This window comes from Corynebacterium callunae DSM 20147, assembly GCF_000344785.1.
GTDB lineage: Bacteria > Actinomycetota > Actinomycetes > Mycobacteriales > Mycobacteriaceae > Corynebacterium > Corynebacterium callunae.
This window is the reverse complement of the sequence record NC_020506.1, coordinates 107,256-122,044: the sequence shown is the minus strand read 5'-3', so window position 1 is coordinate 122,044 and position 14,789 is coordinate 107,256. Positions and strand designations below refer to the sequence as shown.

At 52.1% G+C, this 14,789-nt stretch carries 10 protein-coding genes and 3 rRNA genes; 7 read left to right on the top strand and 6 right to left on the bottom strand.

Annotation, left to right across the window (positions count from 1 at the left end):
* Positions 1-3: 3 nt before the first annotated feature.
* Both H924_RS00560 and H924_RS00555 read left to right on the top strand, forming a co-directional pair.
* Complete coding sequence (locus H924_RS00560) at positions 4-906, top strand: esterase/lipase family protein (protein WP_029703766.1); 903 nt, start codon at positions 4-6, stop codon at positions 904-906.
* A gap of 18 nt (positions 907-924) precedes the next feature.
* Positions 925-1,920, top strand: a complete 996-nt coding sequence (locus H924_RS00555) for an esterase/lipase family protein (RefSeq protein WP_015650019.1) — start codon at positions 925-927, stop codon at positions 1,918-1,920.
* Here H924_RS00555 and H924_RS00550 read toward each other — a convergent pair.
* On the bottom strand, positions 1,917-2,843 hold the full coding sequence (locus tag H924_RS00550; protein ID WP_029703768.1) for a Sir2 family NAD-dependent protein deacetylase: 927 nt from the start codon (positions 2,841-2,843) through the stop codon (positions 1,917-1,919). The two genes, H924_RS00555 and H924_RS00550, sit on opposite strands and share 4 nt — an antisense overlap.
* A gap of 130 nt (positions 2,844-2,973) precedes the next feature.
* On the opposite strand from H924_RS00550, the gene H924_RS00545 reads away from it, so the two are divergent.
* From H924_RS00545 to H924_RS00530, 4 genes are all read left to right on the top strand, one after another.
* Positions 2,974-3,489, top strand: coding sequence for a hypothetical protein (locus H924_RS00545; protein WP_015650017.1), 516 nt, complete (start codon positions 2,974-2,976; stop codon positions 3,487-3,489).
* Positions 3,490-3,576: 87 nt separating this feature from the next.
* Positions 3,577-4,170, top strand: a complete 594-nt coding sequence (locus H924_RS00540; RefSeq protein WP_015650016.1) for a hypothetical protein — start codon at positions 3,577-3,579, stop codon at positions 4,168-4,170.
* A gap of 109 nt (positions 4,171-4,279) precedes the next feature.
* Positions 4,280-5,527, top strand: coding sequence for an amidohydrolase family protein (locus H924_RS00535; protein WP_015650015.1), 1,248 nt, complete (start codon positions 4,280-4,282; stop codon positions 5,525-5,527).
* A 152-nt stretch (positions 5,528-5,679) separates the two neighbouring features.
* Positions 5,680-7,161 (top strand): MFS transporter, encoded by a 1,482-nt coding sequence (locus H924_RS00530; protein WP_015650014.1) that lies wholly within the window; start codon positions 5,680-5,682, stop codon positions 7,159-7,161.
* Positions 7,162-7,659: 498 nt separating this feature from the next.
* On the opposite strand, the gene rrf is transcribed toward H924_RS00530, so the two are convergent.
* The 3 genes from rrf to H924_RS00515 form a co-directional block, all read right to left on the bottom strand.
* Positions 7,660-7,776: ribosomal RNA gene (gene rrf, locus H924_RS00525) — 5S ribosomal RNA — on the bottom strand.
* A gap of 124 nt (positions 7,777-7,900) precedes the next feature.
* Positions 7,901-10,982: ribosomal RNA gene (locus H924_RS00520) — 23S ribosomal RNA — on the bottom strand.
* A 386-nt stretch (positions 10,983-11,368) separates the two neighbouring features.
* A 16S ribosomal RNA gene (locus H924_RS00515) occupies positions 11,369-12,892 on the bottom strand.
* Together the 16S, 23S and 5S rRNA genes form the textbook arrangement of a ribosomal RNA operon.
* A 2-nt stretch (positions 12,893-12,894) precedes the next feature.
* Between H924_RS00515 and H924_RS00510 the strand changes: the two genes are divergently transcribed.
* Complete coding sequence (locus tag H924_RS00510) at positions 12,895-13,161, top strand: hypothetical protein (protein WP_015650010.1); 267 nt, start codon at positions 12,895-12,897, stop codon at positions 13,159-13,161.
* A 746-nt stretch (positions 13,162-13,907) separates the two neighbouring features.
* Here the strand turns inward: H924_RS00510 and H924_RS14710 are convergent.
* On the bottom strand, positions 13,908-14,363 hold the full coding sequence (locus tag H924_RS14710) for an integrase core domain-containing protein (protein ID WP_318532973.1): 456 nt from the start codon (positions 14,361-14,363) through the stop codon (positions 13,908-13,910).
* Positions 14,305-14,781: an IS3 family transposase gene (locus H924_RS14705; protein ID WP_015650012.1), complete on the bottom strand. Its 477-nt coding sequence runs from the start codon at positions 14,779-14,781 to the stop codon at positions 14,305-14,307. Before H924_RS14705 ends, H924_RS14710 begins: the two co-directional genes overlap by 59 nt.
* Positions 14,782-14,789: the final 8 nt, after the last annotated feature.

Genomic DNA, 14,789 nt, shown 5'->3' with positions numbered 1-14,789 from the left:
CGCATGTCCCAGGAACATACCGGAATGCTGCGCCGTGCAGTTGACCGTGGTCTCGCTAAAGTGAGCCGAAATCCCCGTGAAGATTTTGCAGAAGAACTCACTCAAGAGCTCTATGATCACGCCACAAATATCACCTTGCCGCTGACTGCACGGCTAAAACCCAAGGGCTTTTTCCAAGATGATTGGCGGGCGCGCCCAACTGGTGCTCGTCCGTGGCCCATTGTGCTAATTCATGGTTCGGGCGCCAGCAAAGGCTCTTGGGAAGAAATGGGTGGTGAGCTCCGGGCTAAAGGTTGGGCTGTTTTTGCTCCCGACTTTGGCCATCGTGCCACTGCTCCCATCGCAGAATCCGCAGCTCAAATTGGTGCCTATATTGATGCTGTCCTCTTGGTCACCGGCGCGGCCCAAGTTGTATTGGTGGGACATTCCCAAGGTGGCGTAGTGGCGCGTTATTGGATGCGCTCTTATGGCGGATATATGAAAGTCCGGCATATGGTGTCTTTGTCTGTGCCTAATCACGGCACACTCATGGGCGGAATTTTGCATCCTTTGACCAAGGTTCGCACTGGTGAAGGCACCATGGAAAGAATTATGCACCGAATGTTTGGACCTACCGGATTTGAGCAATTGCGTGGCCACGACATTATTGAGTTTTTGGCAGAGGGTGGCGATCTGGATCCAGGAGTTACTTATACCTGCGTGGGAACCCATTTTGATCCTTTCATCCAGCCTCCCGAGGTGGCTTTTTTGGAAGTGACCGAAGAAGATGATCCCAACCGTGTGCACAATATTTGGGTAGAAGATGATAATCCGCGCGCTATGATTCGCCACAATGACATGGTGAGGGATCCGCGGGTTATTGAGATTGTGCGTGCAGAATTAGATCGCGTAGCCCGCTTGGGCTGATTGGGCTAAGTTGGGGCCATGGTCGAAGCCTTTAGCGATCTCCGTCGCGAACTAACTAATGCTCTTAAAACCGTGTGGAAAAACCTTCCCACCGATGATGCACCGCAGGCAGATTCCCTGCCAGAAGATGTGGTGCGCGAGATCGTCAGCAATTATTACCGCAATCCCAAAAATAGATCCAAACTTAATGAGGACTCCACCGGCGCTCTCCCCATTTTTGCGCGTCTTAAACCTCGTGGGCTTTTTGAAGATGATTGGCGGGCACGCCCCACCACCGAACGTCCCTGGCCAGTGGTGCTTATTCATGGCACCGGTACTACCAAAGGTGATTGGCAAGAACTGGGGGCAGAGCTTAGAAAAGACGGATGGGCTGTTTTTGCCCCAGATTTTGGGCAGCGCGCAACCGGCACGGTACCTGAATCCGCAGCCCAGATTGGCGCATATATAGATACAGTATTGCTTGCAACTGGGGCTACTCAGGTGGTATTGGTGGGCCATTCCCAAGGCGGGGTTTTATTGCGCTATTGGATGCGGGTGTTGGGTGGCGCCTCCAAGGTAAAACATCTGGTGTGTTTGGCAGTTCCCAATCATGGCACCACTATGGGCGGCATTGTTAGTCCCCTACTGCGCAGCAATCGCGGGGAAACTGTGGCTAATTCAGTGGTCCAAAGCTGGTTTGGCAGTGCTGCGTTTGAGATGATTCGAGACCACGAGATTATTAAGGCCATTAATGAAGGTGGCGATCTTGATCCCGGGGTGAGTTATCTCTGCATCGCCACGCATTTTGATACTGTCATCCAACCTCCAGAGACCTGCTTTTTGCAGCCGGATTCTCCAGAAGATGCCAACCGTGTGCACAATATTTGGGTGGAAAATCTCGATCCCAACTCTGTGGTGCTGCATGAAAATATGCCTTATGATTCCCGCGTCCGCGCCCTGGTACGCGCCGACCTCGCCCGCATCTGCCGCGCCGATGCAAAGACAGAGACCGACGCCGAGACCCCCGAGATTTAAAGCTCCAAAGAATCCAAAATATCGTCAAAGGCAGGCGCGACGCGGGTGCGCCACAGTATTTCTACGCGGTGATCAGCGCGCCCCGGGCCACCATTAATAACGGCGACGGGTTTGCCGGCCCGCTGGGCCTCAATAACAATCCGGTACCCACTCATCACCGCAAGGGAGGAACCTACAACGACCACCGCAGAGGCGGCGTCGAGAAGCTCTCTTATCTTTTTCTTGCGCTCGCCAGGTACTGGTTCACCAAAATAAACCACATCAGGTTTTAGCAGCTTGGAGCCACATTTTACGCAGCCGATCATATTAAAACGGTCAACGTGTTCCTGATCAAGGGTGACGTCACCATCGGGATTTACCGCATCGGGATCCAACTTAATGGAGGCCACATAACCGGGGTTTGCTTGTTCGAGGCGTTCATCAAAAAGGTGACGATCCTCCTTAAAACCGCAGTTCAAGCACATAACGGTGGCCAAATCACCATGTAGCGCCAAAAGGTTCTTAGTACCGGCTGCAGCGTGCAAACCATCCACATTTTGGGTGATCACACCATTAATATGACCCTGCTGCTCCAGCTCAACCAGCGCAAAATGACTGCGATTGGGCGCAGCCTGATCCATCAAACGCCAACCCACAAAAGACCGCGCCCAATAGCGGTGCGAGGCCTGCGGATCATGGCGAAACTCCTGGTAGGTCATCGGCCGATGCTTGCTCAAACTGCCACCCGGCCCGCGATAATCGGGGATGCCGGAGTCCGTAGACACCCCAGCCCCGGTCAAGGCCAGCACGTCCCCGGCCTTTAAGAGCTTTACGACGCCGGCTAGCGCCTGTTCTTTTGGTAGGGGTGTGGTGGTTTCAGATACCACTCGAGCAATAGATCTCAGCGCTGAGTTATGAGCCTGGGAGATTTGAGGATCGAACACAAAAACAATGCTAGACCATTGTTGCAGCACAGCCTCTTAGAAGAATTTAGGTTGTTCTTTTATTAAATTATGAATGAATTCCCACCTTTAACACTTGTATACTTTAATAACTTCCGTATCCTTAGTGGCTATGAGCATTTTCAACTCCGCCAAGTCCCGTTCTTTCGCCCTCACCGCAACCTTCGTTGGAGCTGCCGCTCTAGCTGCACCTGCAACCGCATCTGCTGACGCAATTGACGATGCCCTCAATGCAATTCCTGCTGGCCAGATCTCCTGCGCCCAGGCTTCCAAGTACTGGACCACCGAAGCTGATTACAACAGCAAGGTCTCCCAGGCTAACGCTCTTGCACTTTTTGATTCCCGTGGCCCACAGATCAAGGCAGCCCTCGCACGCGTTGATGAGGCAGCCAACCGTTGTGGCCTGAAGGGTGGCACCACCAACACCGGCGCTACCGGTGCTACTGGCGGAAATGCTGACACCACCAACAACACCCCAGCGCCTGCAGCAGCTGCTCCTGTAGCTTCCTTCGCTCCTGCCGGTACCCCTTCCTACACCGTTCAGGTCCCAGGTGTGGGAGGCGTTCAGCTTCCTGATCTCTACCAGATCGTCAAGCAGTTCTTGGCTCAGTTCGGAATCAACATCTAAGTAGTTTTGTCATTCCGCGCCTTGCAAAAGTTGGATTTTCCTTCTTTTGCAAGGCTATTTCTTCATTTAAGGTGACATACTCTTTATATGCGCACGTTTTCTGCTCGACTTTTAACCCCAGTCATCCTTGGCACCGCCTTGCTTTCTCTAGCCCCGGTTCCCGCCTCTCATGCTGCAGTAGGCGCGATGCTTGCCCAGGTTCCTTCGGGTGACATCTCCTGCGATACCGCAGCTGCCTATTGGACTTCTGATGCTGATTACCAAAATAAAGTCGCCCAGGCACAGGCTCTTGCTGCTTTTGATTCCCGCGGCAATGACATTTTGGCTGCTCTTGCACGCGTTGATGCTGCAGCAGAAAGCTGTGGCCTAAAAGGAACTGTAGGTAGTGCTGCTACGGAATCGCCAACTACCGGCACCAGTGGCACTTCAGATGCCACCGGAACTGCGTCTGAAACAGGTACTGCGTCAGGCTCCGCCAACACCGAAACCACCCCGACTCCTGGCGCTGGCGGCACTGCCGACTCCCCCATTACCGATGCAGCTGCAGTGCTTGGATCAGTGCGTTCAAATACTGAAACCCCCATGAAAACCATTGAAATTTTAGGCCAAGGCCAGGTAGAGGTTGCCGATGCCGATGCCATGATGGCTAATTTCCTCCGCCAATTCACCATGGTTGTTTAAGCTCACAGCTCCCCACTGTAAAAAACTATCTGTCGGCCTATAGAATATTAAAGGGTTGATTATTGATCGGCCTTAAAAAGACTGTTTTAGCTGTGAAAAGGGAGTTTTTGTGCGCATCCTTAATGCCCAAATTAGAAATAATGCAGAGCTAGTAGATATCCAGATCGAGGGTGAAAAGATCAACTCCATCACCCCCTCTTCTTTAAGATCTGAAACCGATAACCGCTCCGACGATTATGACGCCGCCGGACGCATTGCCACCCCACAATTTGCCGAGGCACATATCCACCTGGACTATGCCAATACTGAAGGTGTTCCTCGCGTCAACACCTCCGGCACGCTTTTTGAGGCCATTGGAATCTGGGCAGATCGCAAGGCTCAAGGCTTCCACATCAAAGCAGATATCAAGGCAAAAGCCCTGGCAGCAGCACGCCGCGCAGCTGAACATGGGGTCGGCTTTATTCGCACCCACGTTGATGTCACCGATCCCACCTTCGCCGGTTTTGAAGCCCTTGCTGAACTACGCGACGAAGTCCGCGATTGGTGCGAAATTCAAATTGTCGCCTTCCCACAAAATGGCATTTATGCCTACGAAGGTGGCGATAAGCTCATGATCGACGCCATGACTGCGGGCGCCGATGTGGTTGGCGGAATCCCTCACCTAGAGCCCACTCGCGATGATGGCGTAGCTTCCCTCAAGTGGCTTTTTGATCTTGCGGAGAAGCATTCAAAGCCCATCGATGTCCATACCGATGAAATTGATGATGCCCAGTCCCGTTTTGTCGAGGTTATGGCCGCCGAAGCCAATAAGCGCTCCATGGGCGAGCAGACTGTGGTGTCCCACTCCGTAGCCATGGCCTATTACTCCCCCGGCTATATGGCCCGCCTGCTTCCTAAGCTTGCAGCATCCAATATCCGCTTTGCGGTGTGCCCCAACGAGAACCTACACCTCCAAGGCTTGGGTTACAACGGACCCATCCCTCGTGGCGTGGCGCCCGTAAAGCAGCTCACCGAATGGGGCATCCCGGTTAGTTTCTGCCAAGACTCCCTCAACGATCCTTTTTATCCCATGGGCGACGCAGATCCACTGCGCATTCTAGATTCCGGCCTTCATGTCTCCCATATGCTCACCGCAAATCACCTAGACACCCCCTTTGATTTCATCACCACAAATCCTGCCGGAAACCTGGGTCTAGCTGATTATAAAATCGCCGAGAATACCCCCGCAAATCTCCTCATTATTGACGCTCCTGACGAAAAGACCGCTGTGCAGCGTAAGTCAGCGGTCCTGCTCAGCATTCACCGAGGTAAAACAGTTATTTCCCGCCAGCCGGCGGAGGTTAAGTGGGGCCTTTAAGGCCCTGCTTTGCGACGCCGCGCTGCTGGACAGGGAGGCGTCGAAAAGCGCTTCTGCAAAAGTGGTTTTGGTCATAATTCTATCAATCTATAGAAACCATGTTATACATTAAATGCATAAGGTTTCTATAGATTGATAGAAAGAGAACGACCATGAATCCTACGACGTACCGGGGCGAAGATAAAGCTCTGATTGGCATCGTATTATCAGTTTTAACATTTTGGCTTTTTGCACAATCCACCCTCAATATCGGCCCAGATATGGGTACTTCCCTGGGGATGAGCACAGAGACCATGAATATCGCGGTTGTAGCCGCCGCACTATTTTGTGGCACTTTTATCGTGGCTGCCGGCGGTATCGCCGACGTTTTTGGTCGCGTTAAGGTTATGACCTTAGGAAATATTCTTAATATTATCGGCTCCCTCCTTATCGCCGCTGCTACGTCAGCCTTCGCCACTGAAATGGTGATCGTTGGTCGCGTGCTGCAAGGCCTGGCAGCAGCCGCTATTATGTCCTCTTCCCTCGCCCTGGTGAAAACCTACTGGTTGGGAGCAGCTCGCCAAAGAGCCGTCTCCATCTGGTCCATCGGTTCTTGGGGTGGCACCGGTTTCTGCGCCCTCTTCGCCGGCCTGGTTGTAGCAAGCCCCTTCGGCTGGCGTGGCATCTTTGTCCTCGGAGCTTTTGTCTCCTTAGTTTCCATCTTTATGACCCGCCACATTCCAGAATCTCGCCCTGCCCAGCACGTAGGCATGCGTTTGGACTGGTACGGCATCGGCGCACTTGCCCTTGCAGTGCTCTCCCTCGAACTCTTTATCACTCAAGGTGAAGCACTGGGCTGGACTAACTGGATGACCTGGACCTTGCTCGCAGTATCTGCTACCTTCCTGGTTCTCTTCTTCCAAATTGAGAAGTTTGTGGCTTGGCCAGTACTGGATTTTAATCTTTTCAAAGACCGCGCATTTAGTGGCGCCACCCTTACCAACTTCCTCATGAGCGCTACCGGCGGTGTTGTTGCCGTAGTCATGTGGATTCAGCAGTCCGGCTGGGGAGTTTCCTCCACCGTTTCTGGCCTCACCAGCATCGGCTTCGCAGTGTGTGTTTTGCTCTTCATCCGTGTTGGCGAAAAAACCATGCAAAAAGTTGGCGCCCGTGCCGTCATCGTTGTCGCAGGCATTTTGGTTGCAATCTCCGTAGCCCTCATGATGATCACCAACGTGTCCGAAGGTGCGTACATCGCAATCTCCCTACTTGGCTTCTCCCTCTACGGCATCGGCTTGGGGCTCTTTGCAACCCCAGTTACCGACACAGCTCTGGGCACCTTGCCAAAGGAACGCACCGGCGCTGGCGCTGGCGTATTCAAGATGTCCTCCTCCCTAGGGGCTGCTATCGGTATCGCCATCTCCACCTCGGTATTCCTAGCCATCCGCGATGGAAATGGACTTAACTCTGAGGTAGCAATGGCCGGCACCATCTCCCTCGGCATCAACCTTGCTTTCACTCTCGCAGCAACTCTTACCGCAGCTGTTTTGATCCCGGCAACTGTAGGCCGCGTTGCACAACGACGCCGCCCAGCACAGGATCCAGCTTCTGTACCTGCAGCTTATGAATCCAGGCCTTTTGCAGTCTTCCGCTAAGGCTTAGATTCTTTTAGAACTTGCGCTTTTCCTCCATTCCTATGCGTTGGAGGAGAGGCGCATTCCTATGAGTGGAGCTATTGGGTGGCTCTCTTGAGCTTCGCTCTGCTAGGTTTTAAGACTCGGGAACAACATTAGGATGGCGCCTATTATTAAGTTCTTTGTGCGAACCTCAAGCTTCATCTTTGTAGCTTTTAGCTCAGCACCTCCTCAACCTAAGTTAACGGTCATCCTTTGACTGCTCCAGTTGCGGTGCAGAGAACAGGAATCTAAAGAGCACTACTGCCAATGAGTTTGAAACCTGTTAGTACATCTTCAACCAAAAAGTTTTGTGACATGCGAAGGGGGTGTGAGAAACAAAACTGTTTCTCACACCCCCCAACACACAAGAAAAGGAAGAACACCACAACGATGTTCTACCCCTCCTTTTAGACATGACTAAAGCCCGTATAACACAACGTGTCATACGGGCTTCAGCGTTTATCTAATTAAGTTTTAGGTCGGCGGTAACCTACTCTCCCACACCCTCCCGAGTGCAGTACCATCAGCGTAACCAGGCTTAGCTTCCGGGTTCGGAACGGGACCGGGCGTTTCCCTGCTACTATCACCACCGACACAACCAACCACCACACCACAAAAAATGATGCGTGTTGTGTCAAATACTGCATAGTGGACGCGAGCAAATCTTTTTGCTATTTTTCGTTACGTTTTGCGTATCACCAACAACCCTAAAGTTGTTTGTGTTTTGTTGTCGGTAAATTAGTACCAGTCACCTCCACACCTTACAATGCGTCCAGATCTGGCCTATCAACCCCATAATCTATAGGGAACCTCAAAAGAAACCTCATCTCGAAACAGGCTTCCCGCTTAGATGCTTTCAGCGGTTATCCCTTCCGTACGTAGCCAACCAGCCCTGCTCCTGGCGGAACAACTGGCACACCAGAGGTACGTCCGTCCCGGTCCTCTCGTACTAGGGACAGCCTTCCTTAAGTTTCAACGCGCGCGGCGGATAGAGACCGAACTGTCTCACGACGTTCTAAACCCAGCTCGCGTGCCGCTTTAATGGGCGAACAGCCCAACCCTTGGGACCTACTCCAGCCCCAGGATGCGACGAGCCGACATCGAGGTGCCAAACCATCCCGTCGATATGGACTCTTGGGGAAGATCAGCCTGTTATCCCCGGGGTACCTTTTATCCGTTGAGCGACACCACAACCACAAGTTGGTGCCGGATCACTAGTCCCGACTTTCGTCCCTGCTCGAGTTGTCACTCTCACAGTCAAGCTCCCTTGTGCACTTACACTCACCACCTGATTACCAACCAAGCTGAGGAAACCTTTGGGCGCCTCCGTTACATTTTGGGAGGCAACCGCCCCAGTTAAACTACCCACCAGGCACTGTCCCCAACCCAGATCATGGGCCAAGGTTAAGACATTCAATCCGATCAGAGTGGTATTTCACCAACGACTCACACACAACTAGCGTCATATGATCGAAGTCTCCCACCTATCCTACACAAACCGAATCAAACACCAATACCAAGCTATAGTGAAGGTCCCGGGGTCTTTTCGTCCTGCCGCGCGTAACGAGCATCTTTACTCGTACTGCAATTTCACCGGGCCTGTGGTTGAGACAGCAGGGAAGTCGTTACGCCATTCGTGCAGGTCGGAACTTACCCGACAAGGAATTTCGCTACCTTAGGATGGTTATAGTTACCACCGCCGTTTACTGGGGCTTAAATTCTCAGCTTCGCCTTTAACAGCTAACCGGTCCTCTTAACCTTCCAGCACCGGGCAGGCGTCAGTCCGTATACATCAACTTAAACGTCTTCGCACGGACCTGTGTTTTTAGTAAACAGTCGCTTCCCTCTATTCTCTGCGACCACCACACGCTCCCACCGCAAAGGTGTTCACCTATGATGGCCCCCCTTCTCCCGAAGTTACGGGGGCATTTTGCCGAGTTCCTTAACCACAGTTCACCCGAACGCCTTAGTATTCTCTACCTGACTACCTGTGTCGGTTTAGGGTACGGGCCGAATATGTACATCGCTAGAGGCTTTTCTCGACAGTACAGGATCACCAACTTCACCCCAAAAGGGCTCTGCATCACGCCTCACACATTAATAGTTGGCGGATTTACCTACCAACAGTGCTACACGCTTACACCACAATCCAATAAGTGGCTTAGCTACCTCACTGCGTCACCCCATCACTTAGCTACTACCAGATCAGGTCCCACGCAAACCACAACCACACATCATCAAAGATGACACATGGAAGCATTCGGGTGGTTAGTATCACTGATTCACCATGGTCGCACACACTCGGGTACGGGAATATCAACCCGTTATCCATCGACTACGCCTGTCGGCCTCGCCTTAGGCCCCGACTCACCCTGGGAAGATTAACTTGACCCAGGAACCCTTAGTCATCCGGCGGATGAGTTTCTCACTCATCATTCGTTACTCATGCCTGCATTCTCACTCGCACACACTCCACAACACCATTACCAGGCTGCTTCAACGCGTGCACGACGCTCCCCTACCCAACAACACAATAAAGTATCATTGCCGCGGCTTCGGCGGTGTGCTTAAGCCCCACTACATTGTCGGCGCGGAATCACTCGACCAGTGAGCTATTACGCACTCTTTCAAGGATGGCTGCTTCTAAGCCAACCTCCTGGCTGTCTTCGCGACCCCACCTCCTTTTCCACTTAGCACACCCTTAGGGGCCTTAGCCGGCGATCTGGGCTGTTTCCCTCTCGACTACGAAGCTTATCCCCCGCAGTCTCACTGCTGTGCTCTGACTTACCGGCATTCGGAGTTTGGCTGATGTCGCTAAGATGTTGGTCCCGCTAAACCATCCAGTAGCTCTACCTCCGGCAAGAAACACACAACGCTGCACCTAAATGCATTTCGGGGAGAACCAGCTATCACGGAGTTTGATTGGCCTTTCACCCCTACCCACAACTCATCCCCTCAGTTTTCAACCTAAGTGGGTTCGCGCCTCCACAAAGTCTTACCTCTGCTTCACACTGGCCATGGGTAGATCACTCCGCTTCGGGTCCAAGACATGCCACTAACACACCCTATTAGGATTCGGTTTCCCTACGGCTACCCCACACGGGTTAACCTCGCGACATGCCGCTGACTCGCAGGCTCATTCTTCAAAAGGCACGCCATCACCCCACAAGTGAGGCTCTGACGGATTGTAAGCACACGGTTTCAGGTACTATTTCACTCCCCTCCCGGGGTACTTTTCACCATTCCCTCACGGTACTAATCCGCTATCGGTCATATCAAGTATTCAGGCTTACCGGGTGGTCCCGGCAGATTCACAGCAGATTCCACGAGCCCGCTGCTACTTGGGAAAAACAACCACACACACCAACTGATCTTCGCGTACAGGACTATCACCTTCTACGGCAGGCGTTTCCACACCACTTCCACTAATCAATTAACCATGTGCCAGTGTCCGGCAGAACACACACGCTGTAACCCCACAACCACCTACATGTAACCCCTGCCGGGTATCACACACATAAGCTTTAGCCATCATCCACGTTCGCTCGCCACTACTAACGGAATCACAATTGTTTTCTTCTCCTACGGGTACTGAGATGTTTCACTTCCCCGTGTAAACCTCCCAACCGGCTATATATTCACCGGCAGGTAACCACACATTACTGCAGCTGGGTTTCCCCATTCGGACATCCTCGGATCAACGCTTAGTTGGCAACTCCCCGAGGCATAACGCAGCCTCTCACGTCCTTCATCGGCTTGATATGCCAAGGCATCCACCGTGTGCTCTTAAAAACAAAACACTAAGACAACACACCAACAAACACTCAAACAAGCATTCATCGTGTGTCACGTTCGGATACACAAAAAAATATACAAAAAATAAAGATGCTCGCGTCCACTATACAGTTCTCACACAACACACCATCACCACCACCAACCACACACAACCGTGCACAATCACTGGATAATCATGATCTGATGAAGAAACAACACATTACATGTCATTTCAGACACCCAACAGCATGCCACCTATTTTTATCTTCCCCCACAGAGAGAAGTGTTTACCACACCAAGGGTCATCTCCACCCGATTAATTTGTGTTGATGGCAACCACACATGGGTTCCAACACCAACAACCCATACAACCCAACAACTGTTGAGGATGAGTTTATTTAAAGCTCCTTAGAAAGGAGGTGATCCAGCCGCACCTTCCGGTACGGCTACCTTGTTACGACTTCGTCCCAATCGCCGATCCCACCTTCGACAGCTCCCCCCTAAAAGGTTGGGCCACTGGCTTCGGGTGTTACCAACTTTCATGACGTGACGGGCGGTGTGTACAAGGCCCGGGAACGTATTCACCGCAGCGTTGCTGATCTGCGATTACTAGCGACTCCGACTTCATGGGGTCGAGTTGCAGACCCCAATCCGAACTGAGGCCGGCTTTAAGAGATTAGCTCCACCTTACGGTGTGGCAACTCGCTGTACCGACCATTGTAGCATGTGTGAAGCCCTGGACATAAGGGGCATGATGATTTGACGTCATCCCCACCTTCCTCCGAGTTAACCCCGGCAGTTTCTCATGAGTGCCCACCATCACGTGATGGCAACATAAGACAAGGGTTGCGCTCGTTGCGGGACTTAACCCAACATCTCACGACACGAGCTGACGACAACCATGCACCACCTGTATACCGACCACAAGGGAAAACGTATCTCTACGCCGATCCGGTATATGTCAAGCCCAGGTAAGGTTCTTCGCGTTGCATCGAATTAATCCACATGCTCCGCCGCTTGTGCGGGCCCCCGTCAATTCCTTTGAGTTTTAGCCTTGCGGCCGTACTCCCCAGGCGGGGCGCTTAATGCGTTAGCTGCGGCACAGAAGACGTGGAAGTCCCCTACACCTAGCGCCCACCGTTTACGGCATGGACTACCAGGGTATCTAATCCTGTTCGCTACCCATGCTTTCGCTCCTCAGCGTCAGTTACTGCCCAGAGACCTGCCTTCGCCATTGGTGTTCCTCCTGATATCTGCGCATTTCACCGCTACACCAGGAATTCCAGTCTCCCCTACAGCACTCAAGTTATGCCCGTATCGCCTGCACGCCCGGAGTTAAGCCCCGGGATTTCACAGACGACGCGACAAACCACCTACGAGCTCTTTACGCCCAGTAATTCCGGACAACGCTCGCACCCTACGTATTACCGCGGCTGCTGGCACGTAGTTAGCCGGTGCTTCTTCTCCAGGTACCGTCAATGTAACTCTTCGTCCCTAGCGAAAGGAGTTTACAACCCGAAGGCCTTCATCCCCCACGCGGCGTCGCTGCATCAGGCTTTCGCCCATTGTGCAATATTCCCCACTGCTGCCTCCCGTAGGAGTCTGGGCCGTGTCTCAGTCCCAATGTGGCCGTACACCCTCTCAGGCCGGCTACCCGTCGACGCCTTGGTAGGCCATTACCCCACCAACAAGCTGATAGGCCGCAGGCTCATCCCACACCGCAAAAGCTTTCCACACACCACCGTAAAGATAGTGTGTCCTATTCGGTATTAGACCCAGTTTCCCAGGCTTATCCCAAAGTGCAGGGCAGATTACCTACGTGTTACTCACCCGTTCGCCACTAATCCACCTAGCAAGCTAAGCTTCATCGTTCGACTTGCATGTGTTAAGCACGCCGCCAGCGTTCGTCCTGAGCCAGGATCAAACTCTCCACAAAATATGAAAAAAAATCAAGGCCGTGAAAAGCCCAAAACCCAGCCAACAACAAACAACCAACCACCACAAAAAAGGGTGATTGACTGGCTGTTAACCAAAAATAATGGTTATAAAAATAAAACAAAAAACGTTCCCCACCAACCCGACGGGGTCAAAGAGTGGGAAACAAAAGTGTTCTACCACAACCATGCACAAAAACTAAAACACACCCCAAAGAGCATGTTCCTTATTTACAGTGGTGGGATATATGCAACCCACCACCCGGCATGACCAACCCCAAACCATGTTTGGGGATTATGGTAAACATAATAAAATAAATGGCACACTATTGAGTTCTCAAACAACATACACATACCAACAACAAACCCAATTTTTTATCTCGAGTAGGTGTTTGGCAGCTTGATCAATCTTAGTAACTGGTAGTCAAGAAAGCAAATTCCTTGTTTTTCCTGTTTTCTATGATTGTGTTTGTCGATCCGCTTGTTTTCCTTTCCGCCTCATCAACCAGTGTGACTGGCGGGGCGTTGTCGGTCGCGGCGACTTCCACTAAGTTACACACACTCACCGATGTTTTCAAATGCGCAGGTCACAGCCCCACAGAGCAACGTCGAAAAGCATCTTTTTAAATGCTTTGTGTCATTCGGGAGTCTTAACCCGAATTCTCAATCCGAAAAGATCCGCTGCATAGTTGCCGGCGCTGATTCGGGTTGGGTATTGCGGCGCAACGCCATCGAGCAAAGGTGAGCAGTCGATCCGCAATCTTAAGCTTGCAACGAAAGATGCAATTGCTGGAGAGAACTAGTCCCTCTTCAACTCAGTGCTGTTGAGGCTCGCTCTCTCGTAGATGTGCTCGCCTATGAATACTCAACGCATAGAGCCCAGAGGAAAATGATCCATTCCCTCCATTTATCTTTGAAGCGCCCTACGGAGATGTCTTACTCCTCCAACGTTGTGCAGCGACTGAAGATTGAAGCAGATCTGGACATCCAAGGATTGAAGTGCCCCGGGTTTTGTTCCTAGGCGTTTGCCTTGATTTCTATTATTTCTTGGCCCGGGTTGCTCTGGCAAAATTCTGATTCAACTTCATCTGGCGTGCGGTAGCCCAACCCTTGATGGATTCTGGTCTCATTCCACCAAGTAACCCATTCGAATGTCGCTATTTCCACGTCGACAACGTCATCCCACGTCCTGTTATGGATAAGCTCGTTTTTGTACGAGCCGTTGACGTTTTCCGCTAGAGCATTGTCATAGGAATCACCCACCGTTCCTGTGGATGCAACGATTTTATGCTCAGCAAGACGCTCGTTATAGACAATGCTGACGTATTGCGATCCGTGGTCTGAATGGTGAATCAGTCCAGCCGTTTCCTCAGCGCACACAATCGCTTGATTCAGTGCCTGCAAAGGCAAAGCCTCAGTGCGAATCGAATCGGACAAGGCCCAGCCAACAATGCGGCGAGAAAACACATCCATGACGAAAGCGGTGTACACAAAGCCTTTTCGGGTTCGCACATAGGTAATATCGCCCAACCCACAACTGATTCGGCCTGTGCGCGGTAAAGTCGCGATTGACCATGTCAGGACGATTATCCGGGCCTTTGGGTTTACGGGTCGTTATCGGCGCTCGGCCTTTGGGCTTACCTGCTACGCCAGCCAGTCGCATCAAACGAGCGGTTTGCTCACGACCAATATCAATCCCCTGGCGAGCAAGAGTGTGCCACATCTTTCGTACTCCATAAACACCGTAATTTTCAGCGTGGATCTCGCGGATGTGTTCTACCAAAGCAATATCGCGCAGACGACGTGAGCTTAGCCCGCGAGCCTTGGACTGGCGATAGCCGCGGGAGGTGATAAAGCCGCCCGCACGGTGGGTGTTCAACGTCCTACGCACATGAACTC